This is a genomic window from Spirosoma spitsbergense DSM 19989 (assembly GCF_000374085.1).
Taxonomy (GTDB): domain Bacteria; phylum Bacteroidota; class Bacteroidia; order Cytophagales; family Spirosomataceae; genus Spirosoma; species Spirosoma spitsbergense.
Genome location: NZ_KB893511.1, coordinates 37,045 through 52,863, shown reverse-complemented (window position 1 = coordinate 52,863; position 15,819 = coordinate 37,045). Strand labels below are relative to the sequence as shown.

Here is a 15,819-nt window from a genome sequence, read left to right as displayed (position 1 = left end):
AGTCGGTTTATGGTAATTTGCCACCTGATTGGCGGGCAACCTTCAACGTAATACCATAAACGAGCGCATCAATATGCTTTCCTCCCCCATTACTACGTCCATTTTTGACCTGTTCAAAGTGGGTCCGGGTCCATCGAGTTCGCACACGATTGGCCCGATGAAAGCCGCTTTCGATTTCCGGCAACGACTGGCCCAGCTACCAAACTCGGTGCAGACGCGGGCGAGTACAATTCATGTTTATCTCTACGGCTCATTGAGTGCTACGGGAAAGGGGCACGGTACCGACCGGGCGGTAGTAGCCGGACTTCTGGGATGGCAACCTGAAACGACCGACCCGGATGCGCTGATGAAACTGCTGCACGATCCCACCCTAACCTACCCAATCCAGGCAGGAAACCAACCAATAGCCGTAGGACCACAACACATTCATTTCGAGCGGAAACGGTACGAATCTCCCTATGCTAATACGCTCGTCCTGACCCTAAATGACGGCAAAGAAATACTGGCTCAGGAAGAATATTATTCCATCGGGGGCGGGTTTATCCTTCGAAAGGGGGAAGCCGAAACCGCTGCTGATGCGCAGCAGGTACCCTATCCATACAGTACCATGACCGAGCTTAAAGCGCAACTCACTGCCAGTGCCCTTTCGCTGGATGAATTGCTGATGGCCAACGAGATGGCCCTGACCGGCCGCAGTCGCGCGGAGGTTAACCAGCGGATCGATCAGCTTCTGGACTTTATGCACAAAGCCGTTCGGCGGGGACTTCGGCAAAAAGGTATCCTGCCGGGCACCATCAAATTGAGCCGAAAAGCCCCGATTCTGTTCCAGCAGGCGAAGGGTATGAGCCAATCTTCCGACAGTTTTCTAATCTTCCTGAATGCGTATTGTCTGGCCGCGTCGGAGGAGAATGCAGCAGGCGGTATTGTTGTTACGGCTCCCACATCGGGCGCATCGGGGGTTATTCCGGGACTGACATACCTGGTCCAGCACCATTTTCATTACAAAAAAGCTACCATGCGAAGCGGGATGCTGGCGGCCGCGGTTATTGGTTTTCTGGTGAAACATAACGCCAGTATTTCGGGAGCCGAGATGGGCTGCATGGGCGAAATTGGTACGGCTTCGGCGATGGGAGCCGCCTTCCTGACCCACTGCGCCCAACCCAGCGGTACCATTGGCGCGATTGAAGCAGCCGCCGAAATTGCCATTGAACATCATCTGGGAATGACCTGTGACCCCATTGGCGGCTACGTCCAGATACCGTGTATCGAGCGCAACGCGATGGGTGCCGTGAAATCGTATAACGCCTATCTGCTGGCCACATCGGGGGCAGCATCATTCCAGAAAATCTCGCTCGATGCCGTTATCAGGGTAATGAAGGCAACGGGCAGGGATATGTCCAAACGATACAAGGAAACCTCACAGGCCGGCCTGGCTCTAAGCGCAACGGAGTGCTGAGAAAACAATTTGTCCTGTACAGCCATTAAGTAGTCATCTACGGCGCGTCATTTATATCCTGTTAAGTAAGTAGTCATACGTTGCCAGGTAGTGTCATTCAGCAGTCATTTATTGTAAAATACGGATAGATACCGTTTTAACAACAAGTGGCTATTAATGACAATACATGACTATGAATGACAAAGTGCTTACTAGTTAACAGTGAATAACGTCCGGAAAATGACTGGTAAATAACGTTCCCCAATGACCAATATCTATACGCCCCAGCAGCAACGCATTCTATTGATTGCCAGCCTGTTCATTATTGCCGGTTTCATCGTGTTTGGCCTGAATGGCTACATCTCGGCCTTCCTGGGAGCGGGAATTCTATACGTAGTTCTGAGGCCCTGGTTTAGCGCCCTTGCCATCAGGCGGCACTGGAAGCGCCCGCTCGTGGCCGCGCTGCTTATTGCCTTCTCTTTCATTGTCATCATCATGCCATTTGCCACATTGAGTCTGTTGCTGGTCGACAGAATTCAGTACTATAGCCAGCACACGGAGGATATTCTGGGTCTGGTAAAAAAGGTAGAAGACCTCACGGGGTATCAGATTACCAGCCAGCAGAACATCAGTAGCATTGCCAAACAGGCAGGTACGTATGCCACTCGGATTCTACCGTCCATTGCCGGTAGTGCCCTGGACTTTGTTGTTATTATTGGTCTGATGCTGTTTACCCTGTACTTTATGTTCGTGCAGCAGGAAGATTTTTTGAAGGGGTTACGAAAATACCTTCCCTTTAAAAAAGAAACGCAGGAAGAACTGGGCGAATCGCTCCGTAACAACGTGAATGCCAACGTACTGGGACAGGCTCTGGTGAGTTTCGTACAGGGGGTTCTAACCGGAACGACACTCTGGATTTTTGGCGTGCCCGATCCTTTTTTCTGGGGAACAGTTGCCTTCTTCGTAGCTTTTATTCCGGTTTTGGGTACGCCACTGGTATGGGGGCCTGCCGGACTGATTCAGCTTTCGCAGGGTAACACGGCGCAGGGCGTTGGGATTCTGGTGGTAGGCGTCATCATTATCATCAACATCGACAACCTGCTCCGCATTATGCTGGCCAAACGCATGGGCAATATTCACCCCCTTGTCACGCTGGCCGGTATTGTGCTGGGCGTGCCCATTTTCGGTATCCTGGGGTTAGTCGTTGGCCCGTTGCTGGTTTCCTACTTCATCGTATTAATCCACGTATTCGAACGGGAAAACCGGAAGCAGGAGAGAGAAGCAGCAAAGGCAGAAGCAACCGTTGAAAAAACAGCGCAGAAGTAACGGTTCCAGGCATGCCTGCGAGCGAAGCAAAGAGGGTGCGGGATAAGTAGCCAGCCGATAGTATACTCCACGCATTTCTACCCCTCAACCGTTTTCAGGTATTGGCCGGGTGTAAGGCTGGTAATCGCCTTGAACTGACGATTGAAGTTGGACAGGCTCGTGTACCCGCAAACGAGGGCAATCTGGCTGATACTCTGATTCGATTGATGCAGTAACCGGCAGGCATTCTCGATGCGTATTTCGTTGAGCACCCCGGAGAACGTTTTGCGGGTATGAATCTTGAAGAACCGGCAGAAAGCACCGGGAGTCAGGTTGGCAACATCGGCAACGGCTTCGAGGGTGATGGGCGATGCATACTGTTCCAGCAGATAACCAAACACCTGATCGAGCCGCTGGTGGTCATCGGGCCGGCGGGGCCGCTCGTACGTCATCGTCGATAAAATTTCGCGCTGGGGATGGGTCGCCAGAAAATCCAGGGTCGTCAGTAATACCATCAACTGCTCAAACGGACGCAGCTGTGGGAGTGATTCCATCTGCCCGGTGATGGCATTACCCTCCTGAAGCCGAATCCGAACACCGTGTTTTGCTTCCTGGAGCAACTGATTGACGGGCCCTAGCTCAGGCAGCGAAAAGAGCGTATGCTGTAGAGTTTCCTTCCGAAAAAAAATGGAGTACGCCACCGAACGCCGTTTTGTACCGGGCTGATAATTGTCCGAATGATTGCGCAGCACGTGGGTCAGGTTATCGCCTATCAGCAACAAATCGTACGGACCAAAACGATCAATCCGGTTACCGACCAGCAGCGTACCTTCGCCCTGTTTGATAAGGGTCAACTGGATTTCGGGATGATAATGAAGCCGGTCGTAAAAGCTGACATCATTATCTTCCTGCACCCGAATCGAGCGGTCATCCACCGTTGGGATACGAAACAAAAGTGGTTTCATAGACAGCTCATTTCGCTGATGAATTTATCAGCATCCAAAAGATAGGACTTTCGCATCAATTTTTAAGCAGTTCACGTTTATCGTCATTCTGGGCGCGTTGTGTCTATCGGTTGTGTGGTAATATCGGTTTTAAAAAACCGACAAAGTGAAGTTTCCTGGAACCTCAATAACCACTTACCCAGGATTTTAAGAAACCTGGCTTTATCAGATGTAAGCATATGACATCACGACGCACCCCGCCGGAGGTTATCCAGCAGCACGGCTGTAGCGATACCCACATTCAGCGATTCGGCCTCACCGTAGCGGGGAATGGTGATCCGTTTGGTCACGTACTGCGCCACGGCGGGCCGGATGCCATTCGATTCATTGCCCATAATCAGATAACCACCTGCCGGGCTGGCCGTTAGTTTGTGTACATCCTCGCCGTCCAGAAACGCCCCGTACACCGCCAGACGGGGTTCGGGCGTTCCTGTCAGTTGACTCAACACGGATACGATATCCCCATACCACCAGTTAACGCGGGTAAACGAGCCTTTGCTGGCCGAAATAACTTTGGGATTATACACATCCGCCGTGGTTTCGGAGCAGAGAATCTTCTGAATGCCGTACCAGTCGGCAATGCGCAGAATGGTGCCCAGGTTGCCGGGGTCGCGTACATCGTCCAGTATTAACGCAATCTCACCCGGTTCAGCCAATAGCGGGCGGTTTTCTTTCGTTCTGACCACAGCGAGGGCTGCGTTGTTGCTTTCCAGCGTGCCGGCCCGTTCGAGGTCGGCCACTGACGCGATTTCGACGGGTGTTCGTTGGTGGTCTGTCAGGTGTGCGTTTTCTTTGTAGAATAGGTCGGTGGCAACCACGAGTTCAACTTCGAAGCCGGACCGCAACACCTCCTGCACGCTCTTGGCCCCTTCTACCAGAAAGGCTCCCTGCTGCTGCCGGTATTTTTTCTGGTGCAGCGACTGGATATATTTAAGCTTATTTTTAGAAAGCATGCGTTTAGTAATGAATGATGAGCGGTCCGGCGGTCCGGAATGGATAATGAACAATAAAAAGCAGCGTCGTGGCTTTCGTCATTATACCGTGTACATTATTCATTGTACATTGATTTTCAGTTTATCCGGTTGCCTGAGTATTAAAAAGTTACGTCCCAACGCCTATATACTGACCGCTCAAACCGTGCGTGGCAACCGCACTATTTCCAGTGAATCCCTCGAAAGCCTGATCCCCCAAAAGCCGAACCGCCGGATTCTGGGCCTGCCCATCACGCCCCCGCTCTGGCTTTATGAACTGGGACTGAGCCGGTACGACCACCAGAAAGCGGTGCAGGAGCTGGAGGCCAAAACTAACGAATTTGAGCAGGAAAGCCAGCGTCTATCAGACCAACCGCAGGCATTGAAGAAGCTCAACCGACGGTATGGGCGTCAACTGAAACACCTGCGCCTGAAAGCCGAAGAAGGAAACTGGCTGATGCGGAGTCTGGGCGAGCCTCCCTCCTATTTTGCCGAAAGCGATGCGAAAGCCAATACCGCCAAAATGCAGAAATACCTGTTCGACAAGGGCTTTTTCAACGCCCAGACAGCGTATGCACTGGATACCCTCCGCCGACGGCAAATTCGGATAAACTACCTGATAACGGAGAACGAAGGTTTTTACCTGCGAAACATCACCTACCAGATTGACGACCCACGCGTCGATTCCCTGGTTCGGAAATCATTCGATAAATCGCTGCTGAAAACCGGCGACCGGTTCGATTTCGAGAACATGACCGGCGAGCGGGTACGGATAGAATCGCAACTGCGTGACCAGGGCTACTACGCGTTCTCGCGCCAGTACATCCGGGCCACCAACGTAGATACCATACGCCGGGGCAATGACCGTCGGTTCTACGATAAACTCGAACCCGGCGATTCGACCCGACGGAATGTGGACGTAGCCCTGCAGATTGTCAATCCACCGGGTCTGTCGGCCCACCCGATTTATCACATCGGTGAGGTGGAAGTACGCATCAGTCCCGTTGATTCGCCCGATCCGACCGCACCGGTGGTGTTGACCACTCCGCTGGATACAGTCAGGCGAAATGGCGTTACCTATCTGCTGGGTGGCCGGGATATCTCGACGCGGCTGCTGGAGTCGAAAATTCTGCTCCGGCCGGGCCAGTTGTACAGCCAGAGCGACTACCGCGATACCCAGCGACAGTTGTTTCTACTCAACCAGTTCAAGTTCGTTAACCTCAATTTCACCGACACCACCAACCGCCGGTTGCGAACGCTCATTACGGCCACCCCGCTGGATAAATACGAAGCCACCGCCGAGGGTGGAGCAACAAGTCTGCTGTATCAGGGGCAGGGATACCCAGGTGGATTTGGGAGCCTGATCTTTCGGGTACGCAACCTGTTTGGCGGGCTGGAAACCTTCGAAACATCTGTACGGTACGGACTGGAAGCACAAACAGGCTTCGTTAACGACCCGAATAATCCGAGCCAAGCAGTTTATCGGTCTCAGGAACTGGGCGTTAGTAGTTCATTGATTTTTCCCCAGATTCTGTTACCGGGACGATTCCGCTTTCAGTTCAATCGGTATGCACCCCGCACCCAGATTAGCCTGAGTTTCAATAACACGTTCCGACCCGACTTTAGACGGTCATTACTGCGGGCCACGATGGCCTATAACTGGCAAACTACTCCTGCCAAACAGTTTAGTTTTCTGATTGCGGATATCAATCTAATCAACGCTGGCGATGGTAACAGTCAGGCGATAAGCAACGCATTTCAGGATCAGCTTGCAATGCTAAAAGAGCAGGGTAGTACCGTTTATCTTAGTTTTAGACGGTCGCTGAGTTCGAGTTTCAGCTTTGCGTATACCTATAATACCGTTACACCAGGGCAAAACCGACGCGCTAATTTCCTGCGTACGGTAATCGAATCGGGGGGTACGACCTTGAATTTTTTTACGGATTCGCAGCTGCGCCGTATTTTCAACACCACTGATTCAACGGGTCTGCAGTTTTACAAGTACCTGCGCTTTAACGTAGATTACCGCCATTATATTCCTTTACGAACGCGTACAACGCTGGCGTTTCGAATCAATACCGGTTTAGTTTATGGGTATGGGTCCAATAAGACGGCTCCTTACGAAAAACTATTTTTTGCTGGCGGTAGCAGCGGCATCCGGGCCTGGTTTCCACGTCGTCTTGGCCCCGGCTCCGAATGGCCGCAAACAGTTGATGGAAAGCCCGCGTTCAATCCCGAATATCCAGGAAATGAACAATTTCAGTACATCGTAGAAAAACCGGGTGATATGATTATCGAGGGTTCGGCTGAACTACGCGGACGACTGTTTCACCTCGGAGCCGATGTAAATGGGGCCATTTTTGTGGATGCAGGCAATGTCTGGACAATCAGGAATAACGTCAACCGGCCAGGTACTGCTTTCGCGCTGGACACATTTATTCCGCAGATTGCAGTAGGTACAGGCGTTGGTTTGCGGTTTGATTTCTCCTTTTTCGTTATCCGTTTCGATGGGGGAGTCAAAGTGTGGGACCCTGCCCGGCAGTATTTTAGCACGATAAAAAACCGACAGGTAGACGAGCGTTTTATTCTGCCCCAGTTCTCCTTCAAACAGCTTTTCAGCGGCTCCAATCCGCTGGTTATCAACTTCGGTATCGGCTACCCGTTCTGATAAGCACCTGCTGGCAGGTCGGAGTAAATCATCGACAATCAGGCAACTCTGTTGCTACTTCTCACCCTTTGGTTGCCAACCGGTACCAAACCTTACGCATTTACGGGGCGTTACTACCCATGCAACCTTATTTAACTATTTAAGCATGAGATTTGACAACAAAGTAGCCATCGTGACCGGAGCCACGTCCGGCATTGGTCGGGCCACTGCCGTACAATTAGGCCGGGAAGGGGCTAACGTAGCCTGTATAGGCCGCGACGAAGCCGATGGCGACGAAGTGGTAGCCGAGATCAAGGCGATGGGTAGTGCCGCTATTTTCATTAAAACGGACCTTGCCGACGACGCCCAACTGGTATCGGCCGTTGAGCAGACGCTGGCTACCTGGCAGCGGGTAGACGTACTCATCAGCGACGCGGGGGTTATGACCTTCGAGCCAATCCTAACGCTTGACCCTGCCGACTGGGACCGCGTGATGCACGTAAACCTGCGGGCTTTGTTTCGCCTTTGCCAGCTTTGCCTGCCTCACATGAAGGGCGGGGCCGTCGTAGCGGTCAGTTCCGTACACGCCCACCAGACCACGCCCAATGTGGTGCCCTACGCGGCCAGCAAAGGGGCCATGGAAGCCTTCGTTCGCGGTTTGAGTCTCGAAATCCCCTATGAGCAGGCCCGCATCAATGCCGTGGCACCGGGTGCGGTCGATACCCCCATGCTTTGGGATAATCCCAACGTTAAAAGTGGTGCCGAAACAATTACGGGGCAGGTCGGCACACCCGAAAACATTGCGGCAGCCATTTGCTTTCTGGCCTCATCCGAAGCGGCCTTTATAAACGGCACTACGCTGGTGGCTGACGGTGGCCGACTGGCGCAACTCTAAACGGCGTACTTTTCCTGCATCATTTTGATGAATTTGAGGCCATTCTCGGCGATGTCCCAAGGCTTGCTGAACTCCCGCCAGACGTTGATAGAGTTAGCGAAATCAACATCGTTTCGGGTAAAGGCTTCAATGGTCATCCAGCCGTTGTAGTCCAGTTCGGCCAACGTCCGGAAAGTATCGTCCCAGGGAATATGGCCGGAGCCGGGCGTACCCCGGTCGTTCTCGCTGATATGCACGTGGGCCAGCACCGGCGCAATGGTTCGGAGGGCATCCGGAAAATGCTTCTCCTCCATGTTGGCGTGGTGCGTGTCGAACATAGCCCGCACGTTGGGGTGATCGGTCTGGTGCACCAGTTCCAGCAATTGAGTCATGGTATTGCAGAGGTAACACTCAAACCGGTTAAGGGCTTCGGGTGCCAGCATGATACCCGCCTGCCGGGCATAATCGCCCACTTTATGCAGGACTTCGGCACTATGCATATATTCGTCCGGTTGCGGCTCCCGGCGCGTAAAGGTGGCAAAGGCGGAGTGAAACGGACCGCACAGAACGGATGCACCCAGCGCATGAGCCCGGTCGATGGCCCCCTTCAAATGGGCAACGGCCTGCGCCCGAACACTGGCGGAATCGCTGGCGGGGTTGGTATCGGGGCCAACTACCGTCACGCAGGTACTAAGCAGACCCAGTTGCTTCAGGTGATCGCCGAACTGGCGGTACACAGCCACATCCTGCGTATCGATAAAACATTCGACCCCATCGTAGCCAATCGTTTTGAGCCGGTCGGCAATGGGATTCATTTTTTCGGATATAGCGGCTGTCCAGACTAACAGGTTAAAACCAATAGGAGAAGGCATGTGTTGAGTTTGTTATCTATCGTTTATCGTTTGTTGTTTGTCGACGCATCTTCGTTATCTGCGTCAGTCCCGGCGGGGAAACACAACGACAAACCGCAAACGACAAACAACAAACTCATTTCCCCATCGGGTACTCTTTCAGCAACTGGCTGGGGGAGTAAAAATCCTTTTTACGCTCGGTGGCGGCCCGTACTTTTTTCACCTGTTCGGGCGTAATGGCCGACGCATCGTTGCCGAACGACTTCCGAACATAGGTCAGCACGGCGGCCACTTCATCATCTTTCAGCAGGCCCCCAAAGGGCGTCATGGGTACCTGACCGGAGTATTTCTTACCCTCAATCTCCATCGGCCCCATCAACCCTTTCAACACGATTTTTATCAGGCGGTCTTCATTTCCCTGCACCCAGGGGCTATTGGCAATGGGCGGGAACTGGGAGGCCGACAGTCCCTTCCCATCGGGCTGGTGACAGGTGGCGCAGTAGCCATCCCGACCATAAATCTCTTTCCCCTGTGTGTAAAGTGCCAGTTCTTTCCCTTTCAGATTCGATTTCACCACCGCTTCGGTCTTTTTCCGAACCGATTCACCGTTGAGGTGCGCTACCGCCGTTTCGTAGGCGGGTAGCATCCATTCGTCCAGTGGTTTCTTTTTGGCTTCGACCAGAATGGGTAATCCTTTCTCTTTTCCGATCCAGGAAGCGGCTACAATGGCTTCCAGCCGAACCCGACCGTTGTCGTCGCGGGCAGCCTGCATCAGTAAATCGGCCTGATCCTTCACCTGGTGGCCGGTATACCGAACCACCCGCACAGCTGCGGCCCGGGCGTGAAAATCGGGCGACTTCAACACCTGCCGCAACAGCGTCTGGTCAACCTTATCCAGCCCCCAGGTGGCCCAGAGCGCTTCCAGCCGGTTGTGTTCATAATTAGGGTCGTTTTTATTCAGTGCGGCTACCCACTGCGTAATTTTGGGTAGCACCTCCGATGCCTTCCGGCCCCTCAGTTCGCGCTGGGTGCGGTAACGGGTGCGGTATTCGGGTAATTTCAGGTTATCCAGTAACTCGTCAATGCTGGCTCCGTACACCTTTGCGGGTGTTACCAGTGGGCGTGATGGGTACGTAACCCGGTACACCCGACCGTGTACGTGGTCCCGCAACGGGTCGCGGGCGTTGTGCTGCATGTGCCCGATCAGGATGTTATGCCAGTCGATGAAGTAAAGCGAACCATCCGGTGCAAACTCCATATCGACGGGGCGGAAATTCCGGTCATTGCCTTTTATCAGGTCCATCACGAAATTACTTTTGAAGCCCGTTCCCTGGTCTTTCAGGGTGTGCATTTTCATACCCAGAAACCCGATAGTATTGTTGATCAGGAAGTTACCCTGCACATCGTCCGGAAAGTGGCGACTGGATACAAACTCCAGACCCGAAGTGGGGCGCACCCGCTGCGAATCCTCGATCAACTGAAACGACTTATCCGTCGACTCGCCGTAGCGGGGCAGTACGGTTCCTGGCAGCATCCACCGTACATCGGGGCTGGAGGTTTCGGCAAAGATGGGTTGTCCCCATGTATCGAAGGCGATGCCCCACGGATTTGGAATGGCTAGCTGAGCCGTGCGTTCCAGTTTGTGCAGTTGGGGCGCGTAGCGGTAAAAACCACCGTTGGTAGCCCGGACGGTACCATAGGCGGTTTCGACATTGGTATGCAGGAAAACGCCTTCGCCCATGTAAATGGCCCCCGAGGGGTCAGCCACGTAAGCGCTTATTTCGTGGTGGGTATCATGGTCGTCGAAGCCACTCAGGATAATTTCGACCTTATCGGCCTTGTCATCCCCATTGGTGTCGGTATAGAGTTTCAGGTTTGTGCCCTGCGACAGGTACACGCCTTCGGGGGTAAGCTCAAAGCCTACCGGCACGTGCAGCCCATCCAGAAAAATGGTTTGCTTATCCGCCTTGCCATCGTTGTCGGTGTCTTCCAGGATCAGGATTTTGTCGTTGGGCTTGGCATCACCGGGCTTATAATGCGGGTACGATGGCATGGTTACTACCCACAATCGCCCTTTGTTATCGAACGTCATCTGAACGGGGTTCGCCAAGTCAGGAAACTCCACTTCCGACGCAAACAACTCAATCTGGTAGCCGGGAGCCGCTTTGAGTTCGTTAAGAGCATCCTTGCCGTATAGATAGGTCAGGCTGCCGTTAGCTTCGGGATTGAAATTAGTATTGACAGGCGGCAGGGTAAGGGTGTTCTTATCGGCCGCTGCCAGATCTATTTTTTTGCCCTGCGTGGCCGCTATCCAGACCGCCGAATCCCGGATGATGGTCATCTGCCGGATTTTCTCGATCTCGGCGGGGTAATTATCGGGACCAAACGGCTTGAACCGACGACCGTATACGTGTACACCATTGGGGATTTTGTAGTCGTTGAGCCACATCCAGTTTTTTTCCAGCACGGCCTGGTACACCAGATCCCGGTTGGTCCCGGCTTTGGGTTCTGCCTTCCCGAATACCTGATCGGCCAGCAAGGCACCTAGTTTCCGGTAACCCGCATTGTTCAACTGCGAACCGTCAATGGTCAGCGGGGCCGTGCTGGCGTTGTACCAGCTTTGTGAGGGCGTAAAGGCATCAACGAAGTAGACTGATCCCGTATTCTGGTTATTTTTTTCGACCACGTCCTGCATGGCTTTCGTGTACAGGGCCAGGTTTGCATTTTCGGTTTGTCCACCAGGTACATCCAGCGAATCCGACAAATCTTCGTACGCAATGGGCGACACGATCACCAGTTTGGGCGCACCAGCTCCATTGTACTTCTGAGCGAGGGTATGTTTGATAAACGCATCCAGTTCGGCGCGGTAGTTTTCCAGACCAGCCGGTCCCTGAAACGACTCGCTGTTACCGAAGAACGCGATGATGACATCCGCCCTGAGTTGAGTCAGCCATTCATCGGGTGATGGAAACGCTCCCTGACTGTCGGACGGATTGGCGTATTCGGTCTGAAATTTCTCGGCACCAGGGAAAGCCCAGGGCGAGAAACGGGCCGAACGAGGCCGGAAACCGGGCGTATCGCCGGGGTCGCACATGTTGCGGATGAACAGCGAGCTATCGGGGTATCGAACCTGCATGTCGGTCTCAAAATGATCGAAATTGACCATCCTCGACCCCAGATTACCCCCCAGCAAAACGATGTGCTCCTTTTTTTTGACGGGAACAAACGCGGTGGTGTTAAACTTTAGGGCAGTAAAAAAACTCAGCAGCAGACCGATAACAATGAGCTGCGCAACAAGGCTGTTTTTCCGGGCAATGAGCCATTTCATACGTTTATGATTTTGAAGGATGGCCGTAAGGCACGTTGATATCGATTTTGCCCTTCCACCGTTTCGGCACGGGCAAACCCAGTTCCCAATGGATGGCATTGATCACTAACCGCTGGAACGGCTCCTCTTTAAAGTCCTCCGGATGTCCCAGCGTGGTCATAAATGCTTTACCGCCCCACTGATTCTGCCACGTCCAGGCCACCGGGTTGTCGATGGCCGCTTTATCGGGGTTAACGGATTTGCCCATCAGCAGGGGCACAGACCCCTTGGCGGGGTAGTCGGGCAGGGTACGATACAACCACGAAGCCGCGTGGAATGACGGAGCCACGCCCGTCAGAATCGGGTTACTGGCCGCTGCCGGTACGATGGTCACATCCGTTGTACTCTTGTGCCCGTAGTGGGTATGCTGCGCCTTACCACCCCAGCCCGGAGGGGCGCCAAAGGCAAATTCCCCAAACGCGTTCCACCGCTGCCGGGGGTCGCCCTCGGGAAAATTGAAGGCATGGGTAGTAGTGCGAAACCCCATGACGGGTTTCCCCGATTTCAGGTACTCATCAATGTAGTTTAGCTGCTCCTGGGGGAGTTGCCGCCAGCGCAGGTAAAACACGGCGAGGTCGGCATCGCGCAGACTTTCCAGGCCGGGAATATCTTTCTCTCCGTTATAATCGGGGTAGGCTTTGAGGACTTTCGTCCGCATCCCGTAGTTTTTTTCCAGTTCAGCCGCTATAAATGGCAGCGTCAGTTCGCCACTGTACTCATGGTCGCCAGTCACGAACACGACCAGAGGTTTTTTAGCTTTCCCTACGACCGGTTTTACCCGACTGGCCAGGGATTCTACTGGGTTAAGCAAACAGGAAGCGGCCAGTAAACCCGTTGCCTGTTTGATAAATGTCCGGCGTTGTGTTTTCATAAGGGGATAATTAGGCTGAGCGAATGCTCTTACCCTAAGGTCATTTTGACTAAAATTTACTCAATGCTGCGCTATTGACTATTTTTCTGTGCTCCTTATCAGTTCATTACTGGCAGACTGCCATTGGCTGGTCTAATCGCACGAGTCGTGGAATAATCTTTGCCGAAAGCCTACCGATTTCGTTCGTTTGGGCGTCGTCATGCCTTCCACCGCCAGGGTTATTAGTCTATTTAACGGGATAATCACCGCACACTCAATAAAACCCTGAATATCACCGAAGAATAGCGACTATTGATACAATGTCCACTCGGTTATACATTTGATAATGAAACTATTTCGCATCCTGCTGTCCGTTCTCAGTTGGGGACTTCTGGCGTCCTGCAAAAACAACTACGAGAAAAAGAATGGCGCGGTGTATTTCAGGGATATCCCTATCCAGGAAGCCGATTATACCTCATTTAAGGCCCTGAACGACGTTTTTGCCCGCGATGATCATCAGGGGTATTACCGGGGGGTGGCCCTTACCGGGATAGACGGCTCCAGTTTTACAGCCCTCGACGATCAGTACGCGAAGGACAAATCGATCGTTTTTTATTGCGATAATTTTCTGGATGGCCAGACCTATTTCACCGTTCGGAAGAATAAGACCAAACGGGTACCGGATGCCGATGCGGGTTCCTTTCGGGCGATGACCGACCAATATGCCAAAGATAAATTTCGGGCATATTATCAGGGGATAGGCTTTACGGTGAACGATGTGGTGTCGTTTGTACCCCTTCAGTATCGCTTCGCGAAAGATAGTAAAGCAGGTTATTTTGGTTTAAAACCCATTTCGAGCAGTGATGGTGATTCGTTTGTAGTATTAAGTCAGGCGTTCGCAAAAGATGACAGGCAGGTGTATTATTGCTGGATTACTCACGCCGATTCGAGTGGGCAACAAATCCCTCAGGCAATCGTCGTTAAAGAAGCAGACCCGGCATCTTTTACCGTGGTCGATGGGCTGTACGCGAAGGACAAAACCCACGCTTTTTATAAGGATAGCCCGTTAACGGATGCCGATCCGGTGACCTTTTCATTGCTCCAGGCCTATAACCTGAATTACACGGTCGACAGTACGCATGTGTACTTCCAGAAAAACCTGATTCTTAACGCCGATAAAGCCTCTTTCGCTTACCTGAATGATGAATATAGCCGGGATAACAAGGCCATTTTTTACGAGGACAAACGCATAAAAGGATGCGATCCCGCGTCATTCAGTGTCCTTGCATCGGGCTATGCAAAAGATAGCCACCAGATTTACTATAAAGGCAAAGCCTTGCGCGAGGCTGATCTGGCTTCGTTTGCGATGATCGAAAATGATCTCGACCGGGATGCTGCGGATAAGCGACATTCCTACCAATACGGTCGCCGTACGAACAAAAAAAAAGAGTCAGAATAGCGCGGAGACGTCATTCTCCAATCAATACCCCCATTATTTATGGAGCGTTTTTTAACTGCCTTCGTTCTGGGCCTTTGCACCGCCCCATTGGTCTTTATCATGACCCTGATCGTCATCGACCATCTTAACAGTGCCAATCCCGGACAAAGCCCCGGCCTGTCGGAGAGTTTACTGGTGGGTGGAGTCGCCTGGTTTCTGGCAGGGCAAGGGTATCTAAGGCCCGTCCAGACGGTGACTGGACTGATGCTGGCCGGATAGAGTCTGGCAGGAGCCTGGTTTGCCTGGAATGAACCCCGTTCATTAGGTTATGGCAGCAAAAAGGGTGTGATCGAGGTAGAAATCAGAGTGGCCAAATCAATGCTTAACGGGCAACCTGTGACGCAGGCGATGGTTCCTTCCTTTACCGGTGGCAATTTCGATTACAGGAGTCCGGAACGTGTGCGGGATGAGGGCGATTTCCTGCTTGTACCCCGGCGACCGCTCCATTATCGGCAACTCAACGCCCCGCTATACCTACGGGGTTATGCTGGGGGCGGACTGGAACAACTTTTTCTTTTCGGCCTTTGTGCAGGGCGTTGGCAAACAGGACTGGTACCCCAGCCGGGAAGCCAGCCTGTTCTGGGGGCAGTATAACAGACCGTACGGCGACATTCCCAAAAGCCAGCTTGGTAACATCTGGACCGAAGACAACGTGAACGCCTATTTCCCCCGGTACGTGTCCCGTATTGCCAGCAACGCCAACGGAACGCTGGCAGCCCCACAAACAAAATACCTGCAAAACGTAGCGTACATGCGCCTGAAAAACATTCAGTTCGGCTACAACTTACCCCGAGCCCTGGTGTCAAAAATTAGCTCTTCGGCGGCCCGGGTCTACCTGTCGGCGGAGAACATACTGTCCTTCTCACCCCTCTATAAGATCACCCGCGATATAGACGTAGAGAGCGCGGTAGCGTCTGACCAGGTGTTCAATCCGGGCGGCAACTCCGGCGATGGCTACAACTACCCCATTTTGAAAAGTGTAACCTGCGGTTTGTCCATCACATTCTAACCGTCCAA

At 52.8% G+C, this 15,819-nt stretch carries 12 protein-coding genes; 7 read left to right on the top strand and 5 right to left on the bottom strand.

Going from position 1 to position 15,819, the window contains the following annotated elements; genetic code table 11:
• Nucleotides 1-73: 73 nt before the first annotated feature.
• Both B157_RS0112965 and B157_RS0112960 read left to right on the top strand, forming a co-directional pair.
• Entirely contained in the window at nucleotides 74-1,456 is a 1,383-nt protein-coding gene (locus B157_RS0112965) for an L-serine ammonia-lyase (RefSeq protein WP_020603751.1), read from the top strand.
• 243 nt (nucleotides 1,457-1,699) lie between these two features.
• On the top strand, nucleotides 1,700-2,761 hold the full coding sequence (locus B157_RS0112960; RefSeq protein WP_020603750.1) for an AI-2E family transporter: 1,062 nt from the start codon (nucleotides 1,700-1,702) through the stop codon (nucleotides 2,759-2,761).
• Between the two features lie 77 nt (nucleotides 2,762-2,838).
• Here B157_RS0112960 and B157_RS0112955 read toward each other — a convergent pair whose 3' ends face one another.
• Together B157_RS0112955 and B157_RS0112950 are read right to left on the bottom strand one after the other, a co-directional pair.
• On the bottom strand, nucleotides 2,839-3,705 hold the full coding sequence (locus B157_RS0112955) for a helix-turn-helix domain-containing protein (RefSeq protein WP_020603749.1): 867 nt from the start codon (nucleotides 3,703-3,705) through the stop codon (nucleotides 2,839-2,841).
• Between the two features lie 224 nt (nucleotides 3,706-3,929).
• The gene (locus B157_RS0112950; protein WP_020603748.1) at nucleotides 3,930-4,697 is read right to left on the bottom strand and encodes a TrmH family RNA methyltransferase; all 768 of its coding nucleotides are present in this window, start codon (nucleotides 4,695-4,697) and stop codon (nucleotides 3,930-3,932) included.
• A 46-nt stretch (nucleotides 4,698-4,743) separates the two neighbouring features.
• On the opposite strand from B157_RS0112950, the gene tamL reads away from it, so the two are divergent.
• Together tamL and B157_RS0112940 are read left to right on the top strand one after the other, a co-directional pair.
• Nucleotides 4,744-7,383 carry a translocation and assembly module lipoprotein TamL gene (tamL, locus tag B157_RS0112945; RefSeq protein ID WP_020603747.1) on the top strand — a complete coding sequence of 880 codons (2,640 nt, stop codon included), beginning with the start codon at nucleotides 4,744-4,746 and terminating at the stop codon, nucleotides 7,381-7,383.
• 145 nt (nucleotides 7,384-7,528) lie between these two features.
• Entirely contained in the window at nucleotides 7,529-8,257 is a 729-nt protein-coding gene (locus B157_RS0112940) for an SDR family NAD(P)-dependent oxidoreductase (protein ID WP_020603746.1), read from the top strand.
• Here the strand turns inward: B157_RS0112940 and B157_RS0112935 are convergent.
• The 3 genes from B157_RS0112935 to B157_RS0112925 form a co-directional block, all read right to left on the bottom strand.
• Nucleotides 8,254-9,108 carry a sugar phosphate isomerase/epimerase family protein gene (locus tag B157_RS0112935; protein WP_020603745.1) on the bottom strand — a complete coding sequence of 285 codons (855 nt, stop codon included), beginning with the start codon at nucleotides 9,106-9,108 and terminating at the stop codon, nucleotides 8,254-8,256. The genes B157_RS0112940 and B157_RS0112935 overlap by 4 nt on opposite strands.
• A 115-nt stretch (nucleotides 9,109-9,223) precedes the next feature.
• Nucleotides 9,224-12,415, bottom strand: a complete 3,192-nt coding sequence (locus B157_RS0112930; protein WP_020603744.1) for a PVC-type heme-binding CxxCH protein — start codon at nucleotides 12,413-12,415, stop codon at nucleotides 9,224-9,226.
• A 4-nt stretch (nucleotides 12,416-12,419) separates the two neighbouring features.
• Entirely contained in the window at nucleotides 12,420-13,325 is a 906-nt protein-coding gene (locus B157_RS0112925) for a ThuA domain-containing protein (RefSeq protein ID WP_020603743.1), read from the bottom strand.
• A gap of 325 nt (nucleotides 13,326-13,650) precedes the next feature.
• On the opposite strand from B157_RS0112925, the gene B157_RS0112920 reads away from it, so the two are divergent.
• The 3 genes from B157_RS0112920 to B157_RS0112910 all read left to right on the top strand — a co-directional run bounded on the left by B157_RS0112920 (nucleotide 13,651) and on the right by B157_RS0112910 (nucleotide 15,811).
• Entirely contained in the window at nucleotides 13,651-14,763 is a 1,113-nt protein-coding gene (locus B157_RS0112920) for a DKNYY domain-containing protein (protein WP_020603742.1), read from the top strand.
• A gap of 39 nt (nucleotides 14,764-14,802) precedes the next feature.
• Nucleotides 14,803-15,021 (top strand): hypothetical protein, encoded by a 219-nt coding sequence (locus B157_RS0112915; RefSeq protein WP_020603741.1) that lies wholly within the window; start codon nucleotides 14,803-14,805, stop codon nucleotides 15,019-15,021.
• A 148-nt stretch (nucleotides 15,022-15,169) separates the two neighbouring features.
• Nucleotides 15,170-15,811, top strand: coding sequence for a hypothetical protein (locus tag B157_RS0112910; protein WP_245565075.1), 642 nt, complete (start codon nucleotides 15,170-15,172; stop codon nucleotides 15,809-15,811).
• Nucleotides 15,812-15,819: the final 8 nt, after the last annotated feature.